Genomic DNA, 17562 nt, shown 5'->3' with positions numbered 1-17562 from the left:
GAGGGGAGCGCTCCGTGCCCGAAGCTGTGCCCGTACTCGATGATCTGCGCCGTGAGAGCGAGGAACTCGACCAGTTGGTCGAGGGGTTGGGGGGAGAGGAGTGGGCCTTGCCCACTCCCGCCGAAGGGTGGACCGTCGCCCATCAGATCGCCCATCTCGCCTGGACCGACCGGGCCGCGCTGATCGCCGTCACCGATGGGGACGGGTTCGGCCGCCTTGTTGAGGCCGCTCTCGCGGCTCCTGAGTCCTTTGTCGACGACGGGGCCGAAGAAGGGGCCGGGCTGCCGGGCGGTGAACTGCTCTCCCGGTGGCGTGACGGGCGTGACGAGTTGTTCAAAGCCCTCGCCGCCGCCCCGCGCGGGACCCGTTTTCCCTGGTACGGGCCGCCCATGTCGGCCACCTCCATGGCCACCGCCCGGCTGATGGAGACCTGGGCCCACGGCCAGGACGTCGCCGACGCGGTGGGTGTGGTGCGGGTGCCGACGGACCGGTTGCGGCACGTCGCCCATATCGGGGTCCGCGCCAGGGACTTTTCGTACGGGGTGCGGGGGCTGAGCGCGCCCGCCGATCCCTTTCGGGTCGAGCTGCGGCTGCCCAGTGGCGAGTCGTGGGTCAGCGGGCCCGAGGATGCCGGGCAGCGCGTGACCGGGCCCGCTCTCGATTTCTGTCTTCTCGTCACGCAGCGCGCGCACCGCGACGATCTCGCCGTGCGCGCGGAAGGCGCCGACGCCGAGCAGTGGCTCGCCATCGCCCAGGCCTTCGCGGGGCCACCGGGCGCCGGGCGGGCCCCGCGTACCGAACAGGGCGGTGGGCTGTGACCGCGCCGCTGCGGATCGGGAACGCCTCCGGGTTCTACGGCGACCGCTTCGACGCCCTGCGCGACATGCTCACCGGCGGCCCCCTCGACGTCCTCACAGGCGACTATCTCGCCGAGCTGACCATGCTGATCCTGGGGCGCGACCGGCTCAAGGACCCCGCGCGCGGCTACGCGAAGACCTTCCTGCGGCAGCTGGAGGAGTGCCTGGGGCTCGCGCGGGAGCGGGGCGTGAAGATCGTCGCCAATGCCGGGGGCCTGAATCCCGCCGGACTTGCCGACGCCGTGCGTGAGTTGGCCGGGCGGCTGGGGATCGGAGTGCGGGTCGCGCATGTGGAAGGCGATGACCTGGGGAGTCGTTTTCCCGACGCGCTCACCGCCAACGCCTACCTCGGCGGCGCCGGAATCGCCGCCTGCCTGAAGGGCGGGGCCGACGTCGTCGTCACGGGGCGCGTGACCGACGCCGCGCTCGCCACCGGGCCCGCCGCCGCGCACTTCGGGTGGGGGGACGGCGACCACGACCGGCTCGCCGGTGCCGTCGTCGCCGGGCACATCCTCGAATGTGGGACGCAGGCCACCGGCGGCAACTACGCCTTCTTCGGCGAGCGCCCCGCAACCGACCTCCTGCGGCCCGGCTTTCCGCTCGCCGAGATTCATGAGGACGGGTCCGCCGTCATCACCAAGCACGACGGCACCGGCGGGTTCGTCGACGTCGGTACGGTCACCGCGCAGCTCCTGTACGAGACCTCCGGCGCCCGATACGCCGGGCCCGACGTCACCGCCCGGCTCGACACGGTCACCCTCACGCAGGAAGCACCCGACCGGGTACGCGTCTCCGGCGTGCGGGGTGAAGCTCCGCCGCCGGATCTGAAGGTGGGGCTGAATCGGCTCGGCGGCTTCCGCAACGAAGTCGTCTTCGTGCTGACGGGGCTTGACGTCGAAGCCAAGGCCGCGCTGGTGCGTGCCCAGGTCGAGGATTCCTTCGGGCGTACGAAATCCCGGCCGGAAGAGGTGCGGTGGGAGCTTGTGCGTGCCGATCGGGCCGATGCTCCGACCGAAGAGGGTGCCTCCGCCTTTCTGCGGCTCGTCGTGCGCGACCCGCAGCAGGAGCCCGTCGGCCGCGCCCTGAGCGGCGCCGCGATCGAGCTCGCCCTCGGCAGCTATCCCGGCTTCCACGTGACGGCACCTCCGGGCAAGGGCGCCCCCTACGGAGTCTTCGAAGCCGCGTACGTCGAGCGCGGCACCGTCGACCACGTCGCCGTCCTGCCCGGCGGCGAGCGGCGGCCCGTACAAGCCACCGGCGGCAGCCTCGTACTCGAAGACCTGGACCAGCCGCCCCTGCCCGCCCCCCTGCCGGACGGCCCCACCCGCCGCGCGCCCCTCGGCCTCGTCGCCGGGGCCCGCAGCGGTGACAAGGGCGGCGACGCGAACGTCGGCGTATGGGTGCGCACGGACGACGCCTGGCGGTGGCTCGCCCATGAGCTGACCGTCGAGCGGTTCCGCGAACTCGTCCCCGAGGCGCAGGGGTTGGGCGTCGTGCGGCATGTACTGCCCAATCTGCGGGCGCTGAACTTCGTCGTCGAGGGGATCCTCGGCGCGGGCGTCGCCTCGCAGGCCCGCTTCGATCCGCAGGCCAAGGGCCTCGGCGAGTGGCTGCGCGCCCGTCATCTCGACATCCCGGCCGTGCTTCTCGAAGCGGTTGAACCGAACGAAACGACGGAGGTACTCCCGTGACCGTCCTCGCGTCCGCGCTCGACCCCGCGAGCGCCGAGTACGCCGAACACCGCGAGGCCATGCTCGGCAAGCTCGCCGAGCTCGGCACCGAGCAGGCCAAGGCCCTCGAAGGCGGCGGCGAGAAATACGTCGCCCGGCACCGCAAGCGCGGCAAGCTGCTCGTCCGGGAGCGGATCGAACTGCTCCTCGACCCGGACACGCCGTTCCTCGAGCTGTCGCCGCTCGCCGCCTGGGGGAGCGACTACCCCGTCGGCGGCTCGATGGTCACCGGCATCGGTGTCGTCGAGGGCGTCGAGTGCCTGATCACCGCCAACGACCCCACCGTCAGGGGAGGGGCCAGTAATCCCTGGACGCTGAAGAAAGCCTTCCGGGCGCACGAGATCGGGCACGCCAACCGGCTGCCGTCCATCCACCTCGTGGAGTCAGGAGGCGCCGACCTCCCGTCACAGAAGGAGATCTTCATTCCGGGCGGTGCGCTCTTCAAGCACCTCACCCAGTCGTCGGCCGCCGGAATCCCGACCGTCGCCGTCGTCTTCGGCAACTCCACGGCGGGCGGCGCCTACGTCCCCGGCATGAGCGACCACGTGATCATGGTCAAGGAGCGTGCCAAGGTCTTCCTCGGCGGGCCGCCGCTGGTGAAGATGGCCACCGGCGAGGAGAGCGACGACGAATCGCTCGGCGGCGCCGAGATGCACGCCCGCACCTCCGGCCTCGCGGACTACCTCGCCGACGACGAGCGTGACGCCCTCAGGCAGACGCGGCGGGTGGTCAAGCGGCTCAACTGGCGCAAGGCGTACGCCGATCCGGTCGGCGTCGTCGAGCCTCCCAAGTACGACGAGGACGAACTGCTCGGCATCGTGCCCGGCGACCTCAAGGTGCCCTTCGACCCCCGCGAGGTCATCGCCCGCATCGTCGACGGCTCCGACTTCGACGAGTTCAAGCCGCTGTACGGGGCGAGCCTCACCACCGGGTGGGCGTCGCTGCACGGCTATCCCGTCGGCATCCTCGCCAACGCGCAGGGCGTGCTCTTCAGCGAGGAGTCGCAGAAGGCCGCCCAGTTCATCCAGCTGGCCAACCAGCGGGACATTCCGCTGCTCTTCCTGCACAACACCACCGGATACATGGTCGGCAAGGAGTACGAGCAGGGCGGCATCATCAAACACGGCGCGATGATGATCAACGCCGTGTCGAACTCGCGGGTGCCGCACCTCAGCGTCCTGATGGGCGCCTCGTACGGAGCCGGGCACTACGGCATGTGCGGGCGCGCCTACGACCCGCGCTTCCTCTTCGCCTGGCCCAGCGCCAAGTCCGCCGTCATGGGCCCGCAGCAGCTCGCGGGCGTCCTGTCGATCGTGGCGCGGGCCTCCGCCGCCGCCAAGGGGCAGCCTTACGACGACGACGCCGACGCGGGCCTGCGCGCCATGGTGGAGCAGCAGATCGAGGCGGAGTCCCTGCCGATGTTCCTTTCCGGCCGGCTCTACGACGACGGGGTCATCGACCCCCGCGACACCCGCACGGTCCTCGGCCTGTGCCTGTCCGCGATCCACACCGCCCCCTACGAGGGCGCGCGCGGTGGCTTCGGCGTCTTCCGGATGTGAGAAACGGTTGTGAGGAACTCACCATGATCAACGCCATCCTTGTGGCCAACCGCGGCGAGATCGCCTGCCGCATCTTCCGCACCTGCCGCGACCTGGGCATCACCACCGTCGCGGTGTACTCCGACGCCGACGCGGACGCCCTGCACGTCCGCGAGGCCGACTCCGCCGTACGGCTGCCGGGGGCTGCGCCCGCCGACACGTATCTGCGCGGCGACCTCGTCGTGAAGGCCGCGCAGGCCGCCGGCGCGGACGCCGTCCACCCCGGCTACGGCTTCCTCTCCGAGAACGCCGACTTCGCGCGCGCCGTCATCGACGCCGGGCTGACCTGGATCGGGCCGCCGCCCGACGCGATCGAATCCATGGCCTCCAAGACGCGCGCCAAGGAACTCATGGGCATCGCGCCCCTCGGCCTCGACGACGTCACCGAGGACGATCTGCCGGTCCTGGTGAAGGCGGCGGCCGGCGGCGGCGGGCGCGGCATGCGCGTCGTACGGGAACTGAGCGCCCTGAAGGGAGAGTTGGAGGCCGCCAGCGCGGAGGCGGCCAGTGCCTTCGGGGACGGCGAGGTCTTCGTCGAGCCCTATCTGGAGGGCGGGCGGCACGTCGAGGTGCAGGTCATGGCCGACGCGTACGACACCGTGTGGGCGCTCGGCACGCGGGACTGCACGCTCCAGCGCAGGCACCAGAAGGTCATCGAGGAGTCCCCGGCGCCGGGTCTGGCCGCCGGTCTCGTCGATGAGCTGCACGCGCAGGCCCTGCGTGCGGCGCGCGTGACCGGGTATCGCGGGGCGGGCACCGTGGAGTTCCTGGTCGACGGCGACCGGGCGCACTTCCTGGAGATGAACACGCGGCTCCAGGTCGAACACCCGGTGACCGAGGCCGTGTTCGGGGTCGACCTCGTGGCGCTGCAGATCCAGGTCGCGGAGGGCGGACGGCTCGCGCAGGAGGCGCCGGTCGCGCGCGGACACGCCGTCGAGGCCCGGCTCTACGCCGAGGACCCGGCAGCCCGGTGGGCCCCGCAGACCGGCACCCTGCACCGGCTCTCCGTGCCCGGCGTACGGCTCGACACGGGGTACACGGACGGCGACACGATCGGCGTGCACTACGACCCGATGCTGGCCAAGGCCGTCTCGTACGCCCCCACGCGTGCCGGGGCCCTGCGCGCACTCGCGGGCGCCCTGGAGCGCGCGGTGGTCCACGGACCCGTCACCAACCGGGAGTTGCTCGTACGGTCCCTGCGGCACCCGGAGTTCACCGGGGCCCGCATGGACACGGGCTTCTACGACCGGCACCTCGGTGAACTCACCGCCCCCGTGCCCGACCCGCACGCGCCGCTCGCCGCCGCGCTCGCCGACGCCCACGGGCGCTCGCGGTTCGGCGGCTGGCGCAACCTCGCCTCGCAGCCGCAGGTCAAGCTCTTCCGGAGCGAACCGGACGGGGCCGAGCACGAGGTGCGCTACCGGCACACGCGGGAGGGATTCAGCGCGGAGGGGGTGCGGGTGCTCTCCGTGTCCGGCGAGCTCGTCGTGCTCGAAGTGGACGGCGTACGGCGGCAGTTCGAGGTCCGCCGCTACGGCGACGACCGGGTGTACGTCGGCAACACCGCCCTCACCTCGCTGCCGCTGCTCCCCGAACCCACCACCCGGCAGGAGCCGGGATCCCTGCTCGCGCCGATGCCGGGCACCGTCGTGCGCCTGGCCGAGGGGCTCGCGCAGGGAGCGCGGGTGACCGCCGGGCAGCCCCTCATCTGGCTGGAGGCCATGAAGATGGAGCACCGCATCACCGCTCCCGCCTCCGGCACGCTCACCGCCCTGCACGCCGAACCCGGCCGCCAGGTCGAGGTCGGCGCGCTGCTCGCAGTCGTAGACGTAGATGCCGCAGACGCCGTACAGGAGGAGCAATCCGTATGAGCACCGTCCTCGAAACCCAGGAGCACCAGGCCCTGCGCGCGGCCGTCGCCGCACTCGGCAAGCGCTACGGCCGCGACTACATGACCGGCGTCGTGGCGGGCGAAGGCCACCCCGACGAACTGTGGGCCGATGCCGCCAAGCTCGGCTACCTGGGCGTGAACCTGCCCGAGGAGTACGGCGGCGGGGGCGGCGGCATAGCCGAACTCTCCATCGTGCTCGAAGAACTGGGGGCGGCGGGCTGCCCCCTCCTGATGATGGTCGTGTCGCCCGCGATCTGCGGGACCGTCATCGCCCGCTTCGGCACCGACGAGCAGAAGCAGGCCTGGCTGCCCGGTCTCGCCGACGGCAGCCGCACCATGGCGTTCGGCATCACCGAGCCCGACGCGGGCTCCAACTCCCACCGGATCACGACGACCGCGCGCAAGGACGAGGCGAGCGGCGACTGGCTCCTGACCGGCCGCAAGGTGTTCATCTCCGGCGTCGACATCGCCGACGCGACGCTGATCGTGGGCCGTACGGAAGACGCCCGCACCGGCAACCTCAAGCCCTGCCTCTTCATCGTGCCCCGCGAGACGCCGGGCTTCCAGCGGCGGCAGATCGAGATGGAACTCCAGGCCCCTGAGAAGCAGTTCGAACTCACTCTGGACGATGTGCGGTTGCCCGCCGACGCGCTGGTGGGCGACGAGGACGCCGGGCTGCTCCAGCTCTTCGCCGGGCTCAACCCCGAGCGGATCATGACGGCGGCGTTCTCGCTCGGCATGGCTCGGTACGCCCTTAACCGTGCCGTCGGCTACGCCAAAGAACGCAGCGTGTGGAAGAGCCCGATCGGCGCCCACCAGGCGATCGCGCACCCCCTCGCGCAATCCCACATCGACATCGAACTGGCCCGCCTGATGATGCAGAAGGCCGCCCGGCTCTACGACGAGGGCGACGACATGGGCGCGGGCGAGGCCGCCAACATGGCCAAGCTCGCCGCCGCCGATGCCTGCGTGAAGACCGTCGACCAGTCGGTGCACACGCTCGGCGGCAACGGCCTGACCAAGGAATTCGGTCTCGCCTCGCTGATCGTGGCGTCACGGGTGGCGCGGATCGCCCCCGTGAGCAGGGAGATGATCCTCAACTACGTGTCGCACCAGACGCTTGGCCTGCCCAAGTCGTACTGAACCTGCCGTTCCGTCCGAGGGAGTTCACATGGCACTCGTCTGCTCGTCCGAGAAGCGCGGCATCGTCACGATCACCCTGGACACACCCGCCAACCGCAACGCCCTCTCGGCGGGGCTGCTGCGCGGGTTCACGGAAGCGCTCGACGACTTGGGCAAGGACCCCGGCGTGCGCGCGATCGTGCTCACGCACACCGGCTCGACGTTCTGCTCCGGCGCCGACCTGCGGGAGCCGCCGGACCCGGCCGTCTTCGTGGGGCTGCTGCGGCAGATCGTGGAGCTGCCGAAGCCGGTGGTGGCGCGGGTGGACGGGCATGTGCGGGCGGGCGGGCTCGGTCTGCTCGGCGTGTGCGACATGGCCGTGGCGGGGCCGGGGGCGTCGTTCGCGCTGACGGAGGTACGGATCGGGGTGGCGCCCGCGGTGATCTCCATGCCGCTGCTCGCCCGTCTCGACGCGAGCGCGGCGTCGCGGTACTTCCTGACCGGGGAGCGGTTCGGCGGGGCGGAGGCGGCGCGGGTGGGGCTCGTGACGGCGGCGGGGGACGACGTGGACGCGGAGCTCGCGCCCCTCCTCGAAGGGCTGCGAAAAGCGGCCCCGGGAGCCCTGGCCGAGACGAAGAAGCTGCTCACGGCTAGGGTGCTCGACGCATTCGACCACCACACGGACTCCCTCATCGCTCTGTCCGCGCGGCTCTTCGCATCGCAGGAGGCGCGGGAGGGGATGGGGGCGTTCCTCGAACGACGGGAGTGCCCATGGGTGCTGTGACAGAGGCTGATCGCGCCGCCCGTGCCGATCGCTCGCCCAAGCAGGACCGCAGCCGGGCCACGCGGCAACGGCTCCTGGAGGCCGCGGTGGCGTGCCTGGCCGAGAGCGGCTGGGCGGGGTCCACGGTGTCCGTGGTGGCCGAGCGGGCGGGGGTCTCGCGGGGCGCGACCCAGCACCACTTCCCGACGCGGGAGGACCTCTTCACGGCGGCCGTGGAGTACGTGGCAGAGCAGCGCTCCACGGCCCTGAAGGAGCTTCCGGCCCAGGACCGGGCGTCGGTGGTGGCCGCCCTCGTCGATCTCTATACGGGGCCGCTGTTCCGGGCGGCGCTGCATCTGTGGGTGGCGGCGTCGAACGAGCCCCAGCTGGGCGCCAGGGTCACGGAGCTGGAGGCGCGGGTGGGCCGTGAGACCCACCGCATAGCGGTACAGCTCCTGGGGGCCGACGAGTCCGCCCCCGGCGTCCGGGAGACGATCCAGGGCCTCCTGGACATGGCCCGGGGCCTCGGCCTCGCGAACCTCCTGACGGACGACGGGGCGCGGCGGGACCGGGTGGTGGCGCAGTGGACGGTGCTCGTGGAGGGGACGCTGGGCTGAGCATTCCGCAAAACGCCGGACGGGCCGGGAAGCCGGCCCGTCCGGCGTTTGACGACGGTTACCGCGCGATGTCCTCGTACCCGACGACCTCCCGCGGATCCCGCGTACCGGGCCCCACGTACCGCGCCGAAGGACGGACGAGCCGCCCCGTCCGCTTCTGTTCGAGGATGTGCGCGGACCACCCCGCGGTCCGCGCGCACGTGAACATCGACGTGAACATGTGCGCCGGCACCTCGGCGAAGTCGAGGACGATCGCCGCCCAGAACTCGACGTTCGTCGCGAGGACCCGGTCAGGACGGCGGGCGTGCAACTCGTCGAGCGCGGCCTTCTCCAACGCCTCGGCCACCTCGAAGCGAGGCGCGCCCAGCTCACGCGCCGTACGGCGCAGGACACGCGCACGCGGGTCCTCGGCCCGGTACACCCGGTGACCGAAGCCCATCAGCCGCTCGCCCTTGTCGAGGGCCTTCTTCACGTACGCGACCGCGTCCCCCGTCCGCTCGATCTCCTCGATCATGCCGAGGACACGGGACGGCGCCCCGCCGTGCAGGGGACCGGACATCGCGCCCACGGCACCGGAGAGCGCCGCCGCCACGTCGGAGCCCGTGGAGGCGATGACGCGCGCCGTGAACGTGGACGCGTTCATGCCGTGCTCGGCGGCCGACGTCCAGTACGCGTCGACGGCCTGCACGTGCTTGGGGTCGGGCTCGCCGCGCCAGCGCTTCATGAACCGCTCGACGACCGTGTCCGCCTTGTCGATCTCGCGCTGCGGCACCATCGGCAGGCCCTGGCCGCGCGCGGACTGGGCGACGTACGAGAGCGCCATGACGGCGGCCCGTGCGAGGTCGTCGCGGGCCTCCTGCTCGCTGATGTCCAGGAGCGGCTTCAGGCCCCACACGGGGGCGAGCATCGCGAGCGCGGACTGGACGTCGACACGGATGTCACCGGAGTGCACCGGGATCGGGAACGGCTCGGCGGGCGGCAGGCCCGGATTGAACGCACCGTCGACCAGCAGGCCCCAGACGTTGCCGAAGGAGACATGGCCGACCAGATCCTCGATGTCGACGCCGCGATAGCGAAGCGCGCCGCCTTCCTTATCCGGTTCGGCGATCTCCGTCTCGAACGCGATGACTCCTTCAAGTCCGGGTACGAAGTCGGACATCAGGCGGCTCCTCGTGATGTGTGCGACAGATGGTGGTGACAGACAGCTCGTGACCATGTGTCAGAAGTGGGCATTTCCGGTCCGGTTCCGCGGTCTGCCGGCGCGTTCGCGCTACCGGTCTTCGACTCGCGTTCCGGATCAGTCACCCGGGTGATGCCCCGTGCGGCTGGTGGTCACCCAACCGATTCGGTAGCGGGACGATATCCCTTGGTGCCACCCTTGGCGATGGTATGCGGCACTCAGTGCCACACGTCACCTCCCGGTGGCGCACGGCAGACCGTCGACAGGCGCCTCGTATACGGCAGTATGACCGCGTGACCGATCGAGCCGTTCCCGTACCTGCCCTGGCCGACATCGCCGCCATTCGTGCCCACTACGGCATCGACGGACTCGTCGAGGCCGACCTGCCCGCCACGCCCTTCGAGCTGTTCGCGCTCTGGTTCACGCAGGCGCTCGCCGCGGCCGGCGACGGTCTGCTCCACGAGCCGAACGCCATGGTCGTCTCGACGGCGGACACCGAGGGCCGCCCCAGCTCGCGCACGGTCCTGCTGAAGGGCTACGACGAGGGCGGCTTCGTCTTCTTCACCAACTACGAGTCCCGCAAGGCCCGCGAACTGGCCGCCAACCCCAACATCGCGCTGCTCTTCCCCTGGCACCCGATGGCCCGCCAGGTCATCGTCACCGGCACGGCGGAGCGCGTGACCCGTGAGGAGACGGTGGCGTACTTCCGCACCCGGCCGCACGGCTCCCAGCTCGGCGCCTGGGCCAGCGCCCAGTCCTCGGTCATCGCCACGCGCGACGAACTCGACCGCGCGTACGACGACTTGGCGGCGCGCTACCCGGAGGGCGAGCAGGTGCCCGCGCCCGCGCACTGGGGCGGCTTCCGCGTCGAGCCGCGGTCCGTGGAGTTCTGGCAGGGCAGGGCCAACCGCCTGCACGACCGCCTGCGCTACGAGCGCACGGAGCCGACGGAGCCGACGGAAGGGGCCGAGTGGACGGTGGAGCGCCTCAGCCCGTGAGGGTGCCGGTCGGCCTACCCCGTCAGGACCCCGTCCAGAAACGGCTGGATCGCCTCGCGCCACGCCTCCGGCTGGTCGTAGTGCACGAGGTGGCCCGCGTCGGCCACCTCCGCGTACGCCCCCCGGGGCAGCACGCGGACCATCTCCTGGGACTCGGCGCGGCCCAGCTCGCCGTCCAGGCCCCGGACGACCAGGGCGGGGCACTGGACCTGGGTCAGGCCCTCCCAGTGCGCGTCGTACACCCAGGTCTCGCGGGACTTCAGCATCTGGTCGTGGTCGAAGACGGGCCGCCAGCCGTCCGGGCCCTCGGCCATCACCTCGGCGAAGAACTCGCCGCGTGAGGGGTTCTTCCGCTCCACCCAGGGATCGTCCTCGCCGAACCACTTCCGTACGTCGGCGAGGGTGGCGAAGGGGACGGGCCAGGCCTTGAACCAGTCCTCCCACTCGCGCTGCGAGGCGGCGCCGAGCGCGGAGGCCCGCATGTCGCAGATGATCAGGGCGCGGACGAGGTCGGGGCGCTTCGCGGCGAGCTGCCAGGCGGTGAGCGCGCCCATGGAGTGGCCGATGAGGACGGCGGGGGCGAGGCCGAGCTGGACGAGCGCGGCCTCGGCGTCGTCCACGTAGGCCTCGCGGGTGAAGGGGCCTTCGGCGGGCTTGTCGCTCTGCCCGTGGCCGCGCTGGTCGAGTGCGACCGCGCGATGCCGTTCGGAGAGCCAGCGGGCGGTGCCCGCCCAGTGGGAGGCGCGGCCCATCAGGCCGTGCAATAACAGCACGCCTCCCGGCGACCCGTCCCGCTCCGTGGACTTGGGAGGATCGGCGAACTCCCAGGCTGCGAGGCGTACGCCGTCCGCGCCCGTCACGTCGATGCGCCGCACCATGGTTCCTGGCACCCCCCTTGAATCCTCTCGGGCTGAACGCCTGGTTCTGTCACGCACCCCCGCACGCTATCGAACCCTTTTTCGAAAGCGGCCGGTTCGCCGGTAACACCCCTCGTTCGAGTGACCACGCTCAAGGATTGGCCGCCGCTGCCGAGGGGAGATCTTCATCGGGAAACGGACCGCTCGGGGAAAACGGTCCGTGGGGGTCGACCCCGGGAGCTCGGGGCTCCGGGTCGAAACAGGGGAGGACAGGCCCCGGCGCTCAAGGGCGCCGGGGCCCTCTGTATGCGCAGGACGTGCTGCCCGCGCAGGGCGTGCTGGTCGTACCCGACGTGCTGGACGTGCCGGACGTGCTGGTCCGCGCCGTTTGCGTACGTGTTCCCGCTCCTCAGATGGGCACATCCTCCTGCCCCCTCCCACGGCCGCGGCGGCCGGACCCGGCGCCGCGACAAGAGCCCTCAAGTCATATGCCTCTCGCGACAGCCTGGCACGCAAAACGGCCCGCCGCTGCGATTCCGCACACTGAATCTTGGACCCCGGACAATCCCGGGTCTTTCACAACTGCACGACGCGCAACGCCAGTTGACTCCTACTCCCGGTAACGGGAGCGGGCGGTCTCAGCGCTTGGCGACGAAGACGTGCGAGGCGACCTCGGAGTCCAGCTCCGCGGCCTCACCGCTGCTGCCCACGAGCACCCCGCCCGCGGACTCCGTCACGCTCACCACGGAGCCGGGCTGCACGCCCGCGCGCCGCAGCGTATACATCAGCTGCGCGTCCGTCTGGATGGGCTCGCCGATGCGGCGCACGACCACGGTCGCGCCGTCCGCGCCGGGGTCGAGGTCCACCAGGGAGACCATGCCCTCGTCCAGGAACGGGTCGGCCCCGTCCTTCTCGCCCAGCTCCTCCAGGCCCGGGATCGGGTTGCCGTACGGAGACTCGGTGGGGTGGCGCAGGAGCTCCAGGACGCGGCGCTCCACCGCCTCGCTCATCACGTGCTCCCAGCGACACGCCTCGGCGTGGACCTGCTCCCACTCCAGGCCGATCACGTCGACGAGCAGGCACTCCGCCAGGCGGTGCTTGCGCATCACGCGGGTGGCGAGCCTGCGGCCCTCCTCCGTCAGCTCCAGATGGCGATCGCTCGCGACGGACACCAGGCCGTCACGCTCCATGCGCGCGACCGTCTGGCTGACCGTCGGTCCGCTCTGGTCCAGACGCTCGGCGATCCGGGCGCGCATGGGGACGACACCTTCCTCCTCCAGCTCGAGGATGGTGCGCAAATACATCTCAGTGGTGTCAATAAGCCCCGACATGGGTGCCCCTCAGATCTCGCTCGTGCGGCCGGCCCTGGCATCAAGTCTGACGCATACCGCTGACAACCGGGTCCCGCCGGGGGAAAACCCGGTCCTGACGGCCTCGACGGCGTGCTCGGGCCGTATTGACAGGGCACTGGTCCAGACCGCAACGTGATCCGCGGCACACGGGAAAAGCGTGCAGGAAATACGTGCAGGACATACGTACAGAACACATACGTACCCGGAAAGGTTCCTCGGCGCATGGGCTCGAAGAGCGAGAGCAAGCTGGCCGGTCAGTACATCGACGCCGCGATCGGACTGCTCGGGCGGGTCCGTGACGAGGAGGGCGGGAACGTCGACGCGGCGGGCACGCTGCTCGCCGACGCGGTCGAGACGGGCAACAGGCTCTTCGCCTTCGGTGCCGGGCACTCCTCGCTCGCCGCCCAGGACGTCGTCTACCGCGCGGGCGGCCTCGCCCTGATGAACCTCCTCGCCGTCCCCGGCGTCGTCGGCATCGACGTCATGCCCGCCACGCTGGGCTCCGCCCTGGAGCGCGTCGACGGGCTCGCGGGCGCCGTCCTGGACTCCTCGCCGGCCCGCCCCGGCGACGTACTGGTGATCATCTCGCTCTCCGGGCGCAACTCCCTGCCCGTGGAGATGGCGATGAACGCCCGTGCCCTCGGCCTGAAGGTCATCGGCGTGACGTCGGTGGCGTACGCGACGGAGACGAAGTCGCGGCACGTGTCCGGCACCTTCCTCAAGGACCACTGCGACGTGGTGATCGACTCCAAGATCGCGCTCGGTGACGCGGAGCTCAGCCTGGACGCGGTCGACGCGCCGTTCGGGCCCGCCTCCAGCGTGGTCACCAACGCGATCATGCAGGCGATGATGGCGACCGCCGTCGAGCAGCTCGCCTCGCGGGGCGTCGAGCCGCCGCTGCTGCGGTCGGGGAACGTGGACGGCGGGCACGAGTGGAACGGCAAGGTGTTCGAGGAGTACGGGGACCGGATCTTCTACCGGCGCTGAGGCCCCCGCTGAGGCCCCTGCCGGGCGCTGCGGACGAGGCCTCTACGGGGCCGTGGGGAAGCGCACGCGCACGCTGAGCCCCCCGCCCTCCCCGTTCGCCTCCGCGGTCGCCTGTGCCCCGTGTGCGCGGGCGATCGCGGCGACGATGGACAGACCGAGGCCCGCGCCCTCCCCGCGCGCGTGGGTGCGTTCCCGCAGCCGCCGGAACGGCTCGAAGAGGTGCGGGACGGTCTCCGGCGGGACGACTGGCCCGGTGTTGGTGACCTCGATGCCGCCGGGCCCCGTACGGACCTCGACCCGGCCGCCCTTCACGTTGTAGTCCACGGCGTTCGCCACCAGGTTGTGCACGAGACGGTCGAGCAGGACCCCGTCGCCGTCCACGGTCAGCGGCTCCGCGCGCAGGGACAGGGTGACGTCCCGCTCGGCGGCCCGGCCCGCGAGCCCCTCCGCCACCGCGTCGGCGATGACGTCGAGCGCGACGGGCTCACGCCGCTCCAGCCCCCGCTCCGAGGTGGCGAGCAGCAGCAGCCCCTCGATCAGATGCTCGCTGTCGTCGGCGACGGAGATCAGTTTCGTACGGATGCGGGCCACCTGCCCGGGGTCGGGCTCACCCGCGAGGCCGATCTCGGCGGCGGCCCGCTGGACGGCGAGCGGGGTGCGCAGCTCGTGCGCGGCATTGGCGGCGAACCGCTGCTGGGCGCTGACCAGCTGCTCTATCCGCCCGAGCATCTCGTCGAAGGTGTCGGCCAGCTGTTTCAGCTCACCGGGCGGGGCGTCGAGCGCGATCCGCTCGTGCAGGTTCTCGCCGGAGAGCCTGCGCGCGGTGCCGGTGATCACCGCCACGGGGTGCAGGACGCGGCCCGCCATCCACCAGGCGAGCAGGATGGAGAGCGCCGCGTACACGAAAAGCACGATGACGGACACGGTGAGCAGCCGGCTCAGGGCGGCCTGCTCGGCGATGTCGCTGATCTTCGTGACCGCGAGCCCGCGCGTGATGTCGGGGTCCGTGACGCCGTCGGACGGCATCCGCTCGGCGACCGACGCGGTCGCGGCCGGGGTGGGCATGCGCCAGGGCGGATGCATGCGGCGGGCGGGGACCGCGGTGGTGACGGCGGTGCTGATGGAGGAATACAGCCCCTGCCGCACCAGGAAGTACACAAGCCCCGTGAGCAACGCGCCCGCGAGCACGAGCATGCCGCCGTAGAGGGCGGTGAGCCGGGCGCGCTCGCTGCTCAGGCGCCTCACGACGACCACCCCGCGATCCGGTAGCCCGCGCCCGGGACCGTCTCCACCACCGGGGGGTCGCCCAGTTTGGTGCGGAGTTTGGACAGGGTGACGCGGACCGCGTTCGTGCGGTAGCTGGTGTCCTCCTCCCAGACCTGTTCGATCAGGTCGTCGCCGCTGACCACCGCGCCCTCCGCCCGCAGCAGCGCCTCAAGGACCGCGAACTCCTTGCGGGAGAGCGCGAGATGGCGGCCGTCGCGGCTGGCCTGGCGGCGGGCCGTGTCCAGGACCAGGCCCGCCCGTTCGATCACCGGGGGCAGCGCGGGGCGCGTACGGCGGCCGAGGGCGAGGACGCGGGCCAGGAGTTCGTCGTACGCGAAGGGCTTGGTCAGATAGTCGTCGGCGCCCAGGCCAAGGCCCGCGACACGCTCCCGGACCGTGACCGAGGCCGTCAGCATCAGGACACGGGTCAGCAGCCGCTGCGACACCACCCTGCGGCACACCTCGTCGCCGTGCAGGCCCGGCAGATCCCGGTCGAGGATCACGACGTCGTACTCGCCGAACTGGAGCTTGCGCAGCGCCGTCAGGCCGTCCGCCGCGACGTCCACCGCGAGCGCGTCGCGGCGCAGCCCGTCGGCGATCATCTCGGCCAGGAATTCCTCGTCCTCCACCAGCAGTACGCGCATGCGGCCCTGTGTACCTGAAGTGCACCTTTCGTCGGTGTAAGCGTCTCCGTTGAGAGAAACGAAACCCCTCTTCCCGCGAGCCTGAGCGCGTCGGCGCGCTGCCGTGCCGACGCCACCAGCGAAGGGGAAGCCATGAGCACTCGGACTCGTACGCGTACGCGCTCCACCGTCATCGCCACGGGATTCGCCGCACTCGCCCTGTTCGCCGGAGCCTGCTCCTCCGGCGGCGGCGAAAGCAGCAGCCAGGACAAGGCCGACGGCGGCAAGGGCAAGCAGGCCGACGCCGCCTTCAAGGAGCGCGAGTGCCTGCGCAAGCACGGCCTCAAGGTGTCCGAGCCCAAGGCCGGCGAGGACACGCGCGGCATCACCATCGGCGGCGACCTCAGCAAGGAGAAGATGGAGGCCGCCATGAAGGACTGCGCCGGCAAGAACGGCAGGTCCGGCGGCGGCGCGCCCTCGCAGGCCGACAAGGACAAGATGCTCAAGTACGCCCGCTGCATGCGCGAGAACGGCTTCAACATGCCGGACCCGAAGTTCGACGGCGGCGCGATGGAAGCCCAGAAGATCCCCAAGGGCGCCGAGGCGAAGAAGATGGAGAAGGCCGCCAAGGCGTGCAAGGACATCGTCGCGTGAGGCGCCGCACCGCCGTCGTCGCCACCGTCGTGGCCCTGCTCGCGATCACCGGCGGCGGCGTCGCCGTCACCGCACTCGCCGACAACGGCAAGGACGGCTCGGTGAGCCGGGACGACTCCGGGCTCCCGCCCGCCACCGCCCCCGTCGAACGCGGCGACCTCAGCAGCAGCACCCAGGCCGACGGCACCCTCGGCTACGCCAAGGAACGCAAGATCAACGCGGGCACCACCGGCACCCTCACCTGGTCCGCGCCCACCGGCTCGACGATCGCGCGCGACGGACGCCTGTACGAGGTCAACGGCGTCCCCGTACGCCTCATGTACGGCACCGAGCCCATGTACCGCACGCTGAAGACCGGCGACGAGGGCAACGACGTACGACAACTGGAGGAGAACCTCCAGGCACTCGGGTACGGGGCCGGACTCGCCGTCGACGACGAGTACACGGCGGGTACGGCCGCCGCCGTCAAGCAGTGGCAGAAGGCGCACGACGAGAAGCAGACGGGCCGCGTCGGCCCCGACCGGATCGCCTTCTCGCCCGGCGGCGTCCGCGTGAAGTCCGGTGAGTCGGCGGTCGGCGACCAGGTCGCGCCGGGCAAGCCGGTACTGAGCACGACGGGCTCCGAACGGGTCGTACGGTTCCAGCTCGACGTCGCCGAGGGGAAGCTCGCCAAGACGGGCACCAAGGTCACCGTGGACCTGCCCGACGGCACGAGCGCCAAGGGCGAGATCGCCTCCGTCGGCAAGACCGCCAAGCCGGGCGACGACCCGTCCGACAAGACCCCCAAGATCCCGGTGACGGTCTCCTTCGACGACCCCGGCAAGGTCGACGGCTTCGACCAGTCCCCGGTCACGGTGAACCTCACCGGAGAGACCCGGAAGGACGTCCTGTCCGTACCCGTCAACGCCCTCCTCGCGCTGCCCGGCGGCGGCTACGGCGTCCAGGTCCTCGAGCACGGCCGCGCCCGCCAGGTGAAGGTCGAACTCGGCATGTTCGGCCAGGGGCGGGTCGAGGTGACGGGCGGCGGCCTGAAGGACGGCATGAAGGTCGGGGTGCCGAAGATATGA

At 71.4% G+C, this 17562-nt stretch carries 16 protein-coding genes; 11 read left to right on the top strand and 5 right to left on the bottom strand.

Annotated features, from left to right (window positions below; all coding sequences use genetic code 11):
* The first annotated feature begins 14 nt into the window (after positions 1-14).
* The 7 genes from ABZ906_RS28090 to ABZ906_RS28060 are packed head-to-tail and all read left to right on the top strand — an operon-like array spanning position 15 to position 8578.
* A complete protein-coding gene (locus tag ABZ906_RS28090) occupies positions 15-818 on the top strand; it encodes a TIGR03084 family metal-binding protein (RefSeq protein ID WP_361387225.1) in 804 nt (267 codons plus the stop codon).
* Complete coding sequence (locus ABZ906_RS28085; RefSeq protein WP_361387222.1) at positions 815-2548, top strand: acyclic terpene utilization AtuA family protein; 1734 nt, start codon at positions 815-817, stop codon at positions 2546-2548. The genes ABZ906_RS28090 and ABZ906_RS28085 overlap by 4 nt, the downstream gene beginning before the upstream one ends.
* On the top strand, positions 2545-4146 hold the full coding sequence (locus tag ABZ906_RS28080; RefSeq protein WP_361387219.1) for a carboxyl transferase domain-containing protein: 1602 nt from the start codon (positions 2545-2547) through the stop codon (positions 4144-4146). The genes ABZ906_RS28085 and ABZ906_RS28080 overlap by 4 nt, the downstream gene beginning before the upstream one ends.
* A gap of 23 nt (positions 4147-4169) precedes the next feature.
* Positions 4170-6056 (top strand): biotin carboxylase N-terminal domain-containing protein, encoded by a 1887-nt coding sequence (locus ABZ906_RS28075; RefSeq protein ID WP_361387216.1) that lies wholly within the window; start codon positions 4170-4172, stop codon positions 6054-6056.
* On the top strand, positions 6053-7219 hold the full coding sequence (locus ABZ906_RS28070) for an acyl-CoA dehydrogenase family protein (protein WP_361387213.1): 1167 nt from the start codon (positions 6053-6055) through the stop codon (positions 7217-7219). Before ABZ906_RS28075 ends, ABZ906_RS28070 begins: the two co-directional genes overlap by 4 nt.
* Positions 7220-7247: 28 nt before the next feature.
* Positions 7248-7982, top strand: a complete 735-nt coding sequence (locus ABZ906_RS28065; RefSeq protein WP_361387210.1) for an enoyl-CoA hydratase family protein — start codon at positions 7248-7250, stop codon at positions 7980-7982.
* Positions 7970-8578 (top strand): TetR/AcrR family transcriptional regulator, encoded by a 609-nt coding sequence (locus ABZ906_RS28060; protein WP_361194573.1) that lies wholly within the window; start codon positions 7970-7972, stop codon positions 8576-8578. The genes ABZ906_RS28065 and ABZ906_RS28060 overlap by 13 nt, the downstream gene beginning before the upstream one ends.
* A 58-nt stretch (positions 8579-8636) precedes the next feature.
* On the opposite strand, the gene ABZ906_RS28055 is transcribed toward ABZ906_RS28060, so the two are convergent.
* On the bottom strand, positions 8637-9737 hold the full coding sequence (locus ABZ906_RS28055; RefSeq protein WP_361194575.1) for a citrate synthase 2: 1101 nt from the start codon (positions 9735-9737) through the stop codon (positions 8637-8639).
* Positions 9738-10051: 314 nt separating this feature from the next.
* Between ABZ906_RS28055 and pdxH the strand changes: the two genes are divergently transcribed.
* Complete coding sequence (gene pdxH, locus ABZ906_RS28050; protein ID WP_361387207.1) at positions 10052-10756, top strand: pyridoxamine 5'-phosphate oxidase; 705 nt, start codon at positions 10052-10054, stop codon at positions 10754-10756.
* A gap of 14 nt (positions 10757-10770) precedes the next feature.
* On the opposite strand, the gene ABZ906_RS28045 is transcribed toward pdxH, so the two are convergent.
* Both ABZ906_RS28045 and ABZ906_RS28040 read right to left on the bottom strand, forming a co-directional pair.
* Complete coding sequence (locus ABZ906_RS28045; protein WP_361387455.1) at positions 10771-11634, bottom strand: alpha/beta hydrolase; 864 nt, start codon at positions 11632-11634, stop codon at positions 10771-10773.
* Positions 11635-12251: 617 nt separating this feature from the next.
* Positions 12252-12944 carry a metal-dependent transcriptional regulator gene (locus ABZ906_RS28040; protein WP_361194579.1) on the bottom strand — a complete coding sequence of 231 codons (693 nt, stop codon included), beginning with the start codon at positions 12942-12944 and terminating at the stop codon, positions 12252-12254.
* Between the two features lie 243 nt (positions 12945-13187).
* Between ABZ906_RS28040 and ABZ906_RS28035 the strand changes: the two genes are divergently transcribed.
* The gene (locus tag ABZ906_RS28035) at positions 13188-13952 is read left to right on the top strand and encodes an SIS domain-containing protein (RefSeq protein WP_361194581.1); all 765 of its coding nucleotides are present in this window, start codon (positions 13188-13190) and stop codon (positions 13950-13952) included.
* A 42-nt stretch (positions 13953-13994) separates the two neighbouring features.
* Here ABZ906_RS28035 and ABZ906_RS28030 read toward each other — a convergent pair whose 3' ends face one another.
* Together ABZ906_RS28030 and ABZ906_RS28025 are read right to left on the bottom strand one after the other, a co-directional pair.
* The gene (locus ABZ906_RS28030; protein WP_361387452.1) at positions 13995-15188 is read right to left on the bottom strand and encodes an ATP-binding protein; all 1194 of its coding nucleotides are present in this window, start codon (positions 15186-15188) and stop codon (positions 13995-13997) included.
* A gap of 5 nt (positions 15189-15193) precedes the next feature.
* Positions 15194-15862, bottom strand: a complete 669-nt coding sequence (locus ABZ906_RS28025; RefSeq protein ID WP_361194582.1) for a response regulator transcription factor — start codon at positions 15860-15862, stop codon at positions 15194-15196.
* Positions 15863-15994: 132 nt separating this feature from the next.
* Between ABZ906_RS28025 and ABZ906_RS28020 the strand changes: the two genes are divergently transcribed.
* Complete coding sequence (locus ABZ906_RS28020; protein WP_361194583.1) at positions 15995-16495, top strand: hypothetical protein; 501 nt, start codon at positions 15995-15997, stop codon at positions 16493-16495.
* Entirely contained in the window at positions 16492-17562 is a 1071-nt protein-coding gene (locus ABZ906_RS28015) for a peptidoglycan-binding protein (protein WP_361387204.1), read from the top strand. Before ABZ906_RS28020 ends, ABZ906_RS28015 begins: the two co-directional genes overlap by 4 nt.

It is taken from the genome of Streptomyces sp. NPDC046925 (assembly GCF_040644915.1).
Lineage (GTDB): Bacteria > Actinomycetota > Actinomycetes > Streptomycetales > Streptomycetaceae > Streptomyces.
This window is presented reverse-complemented; position numbering and strand designations above follow the sequence as displayed.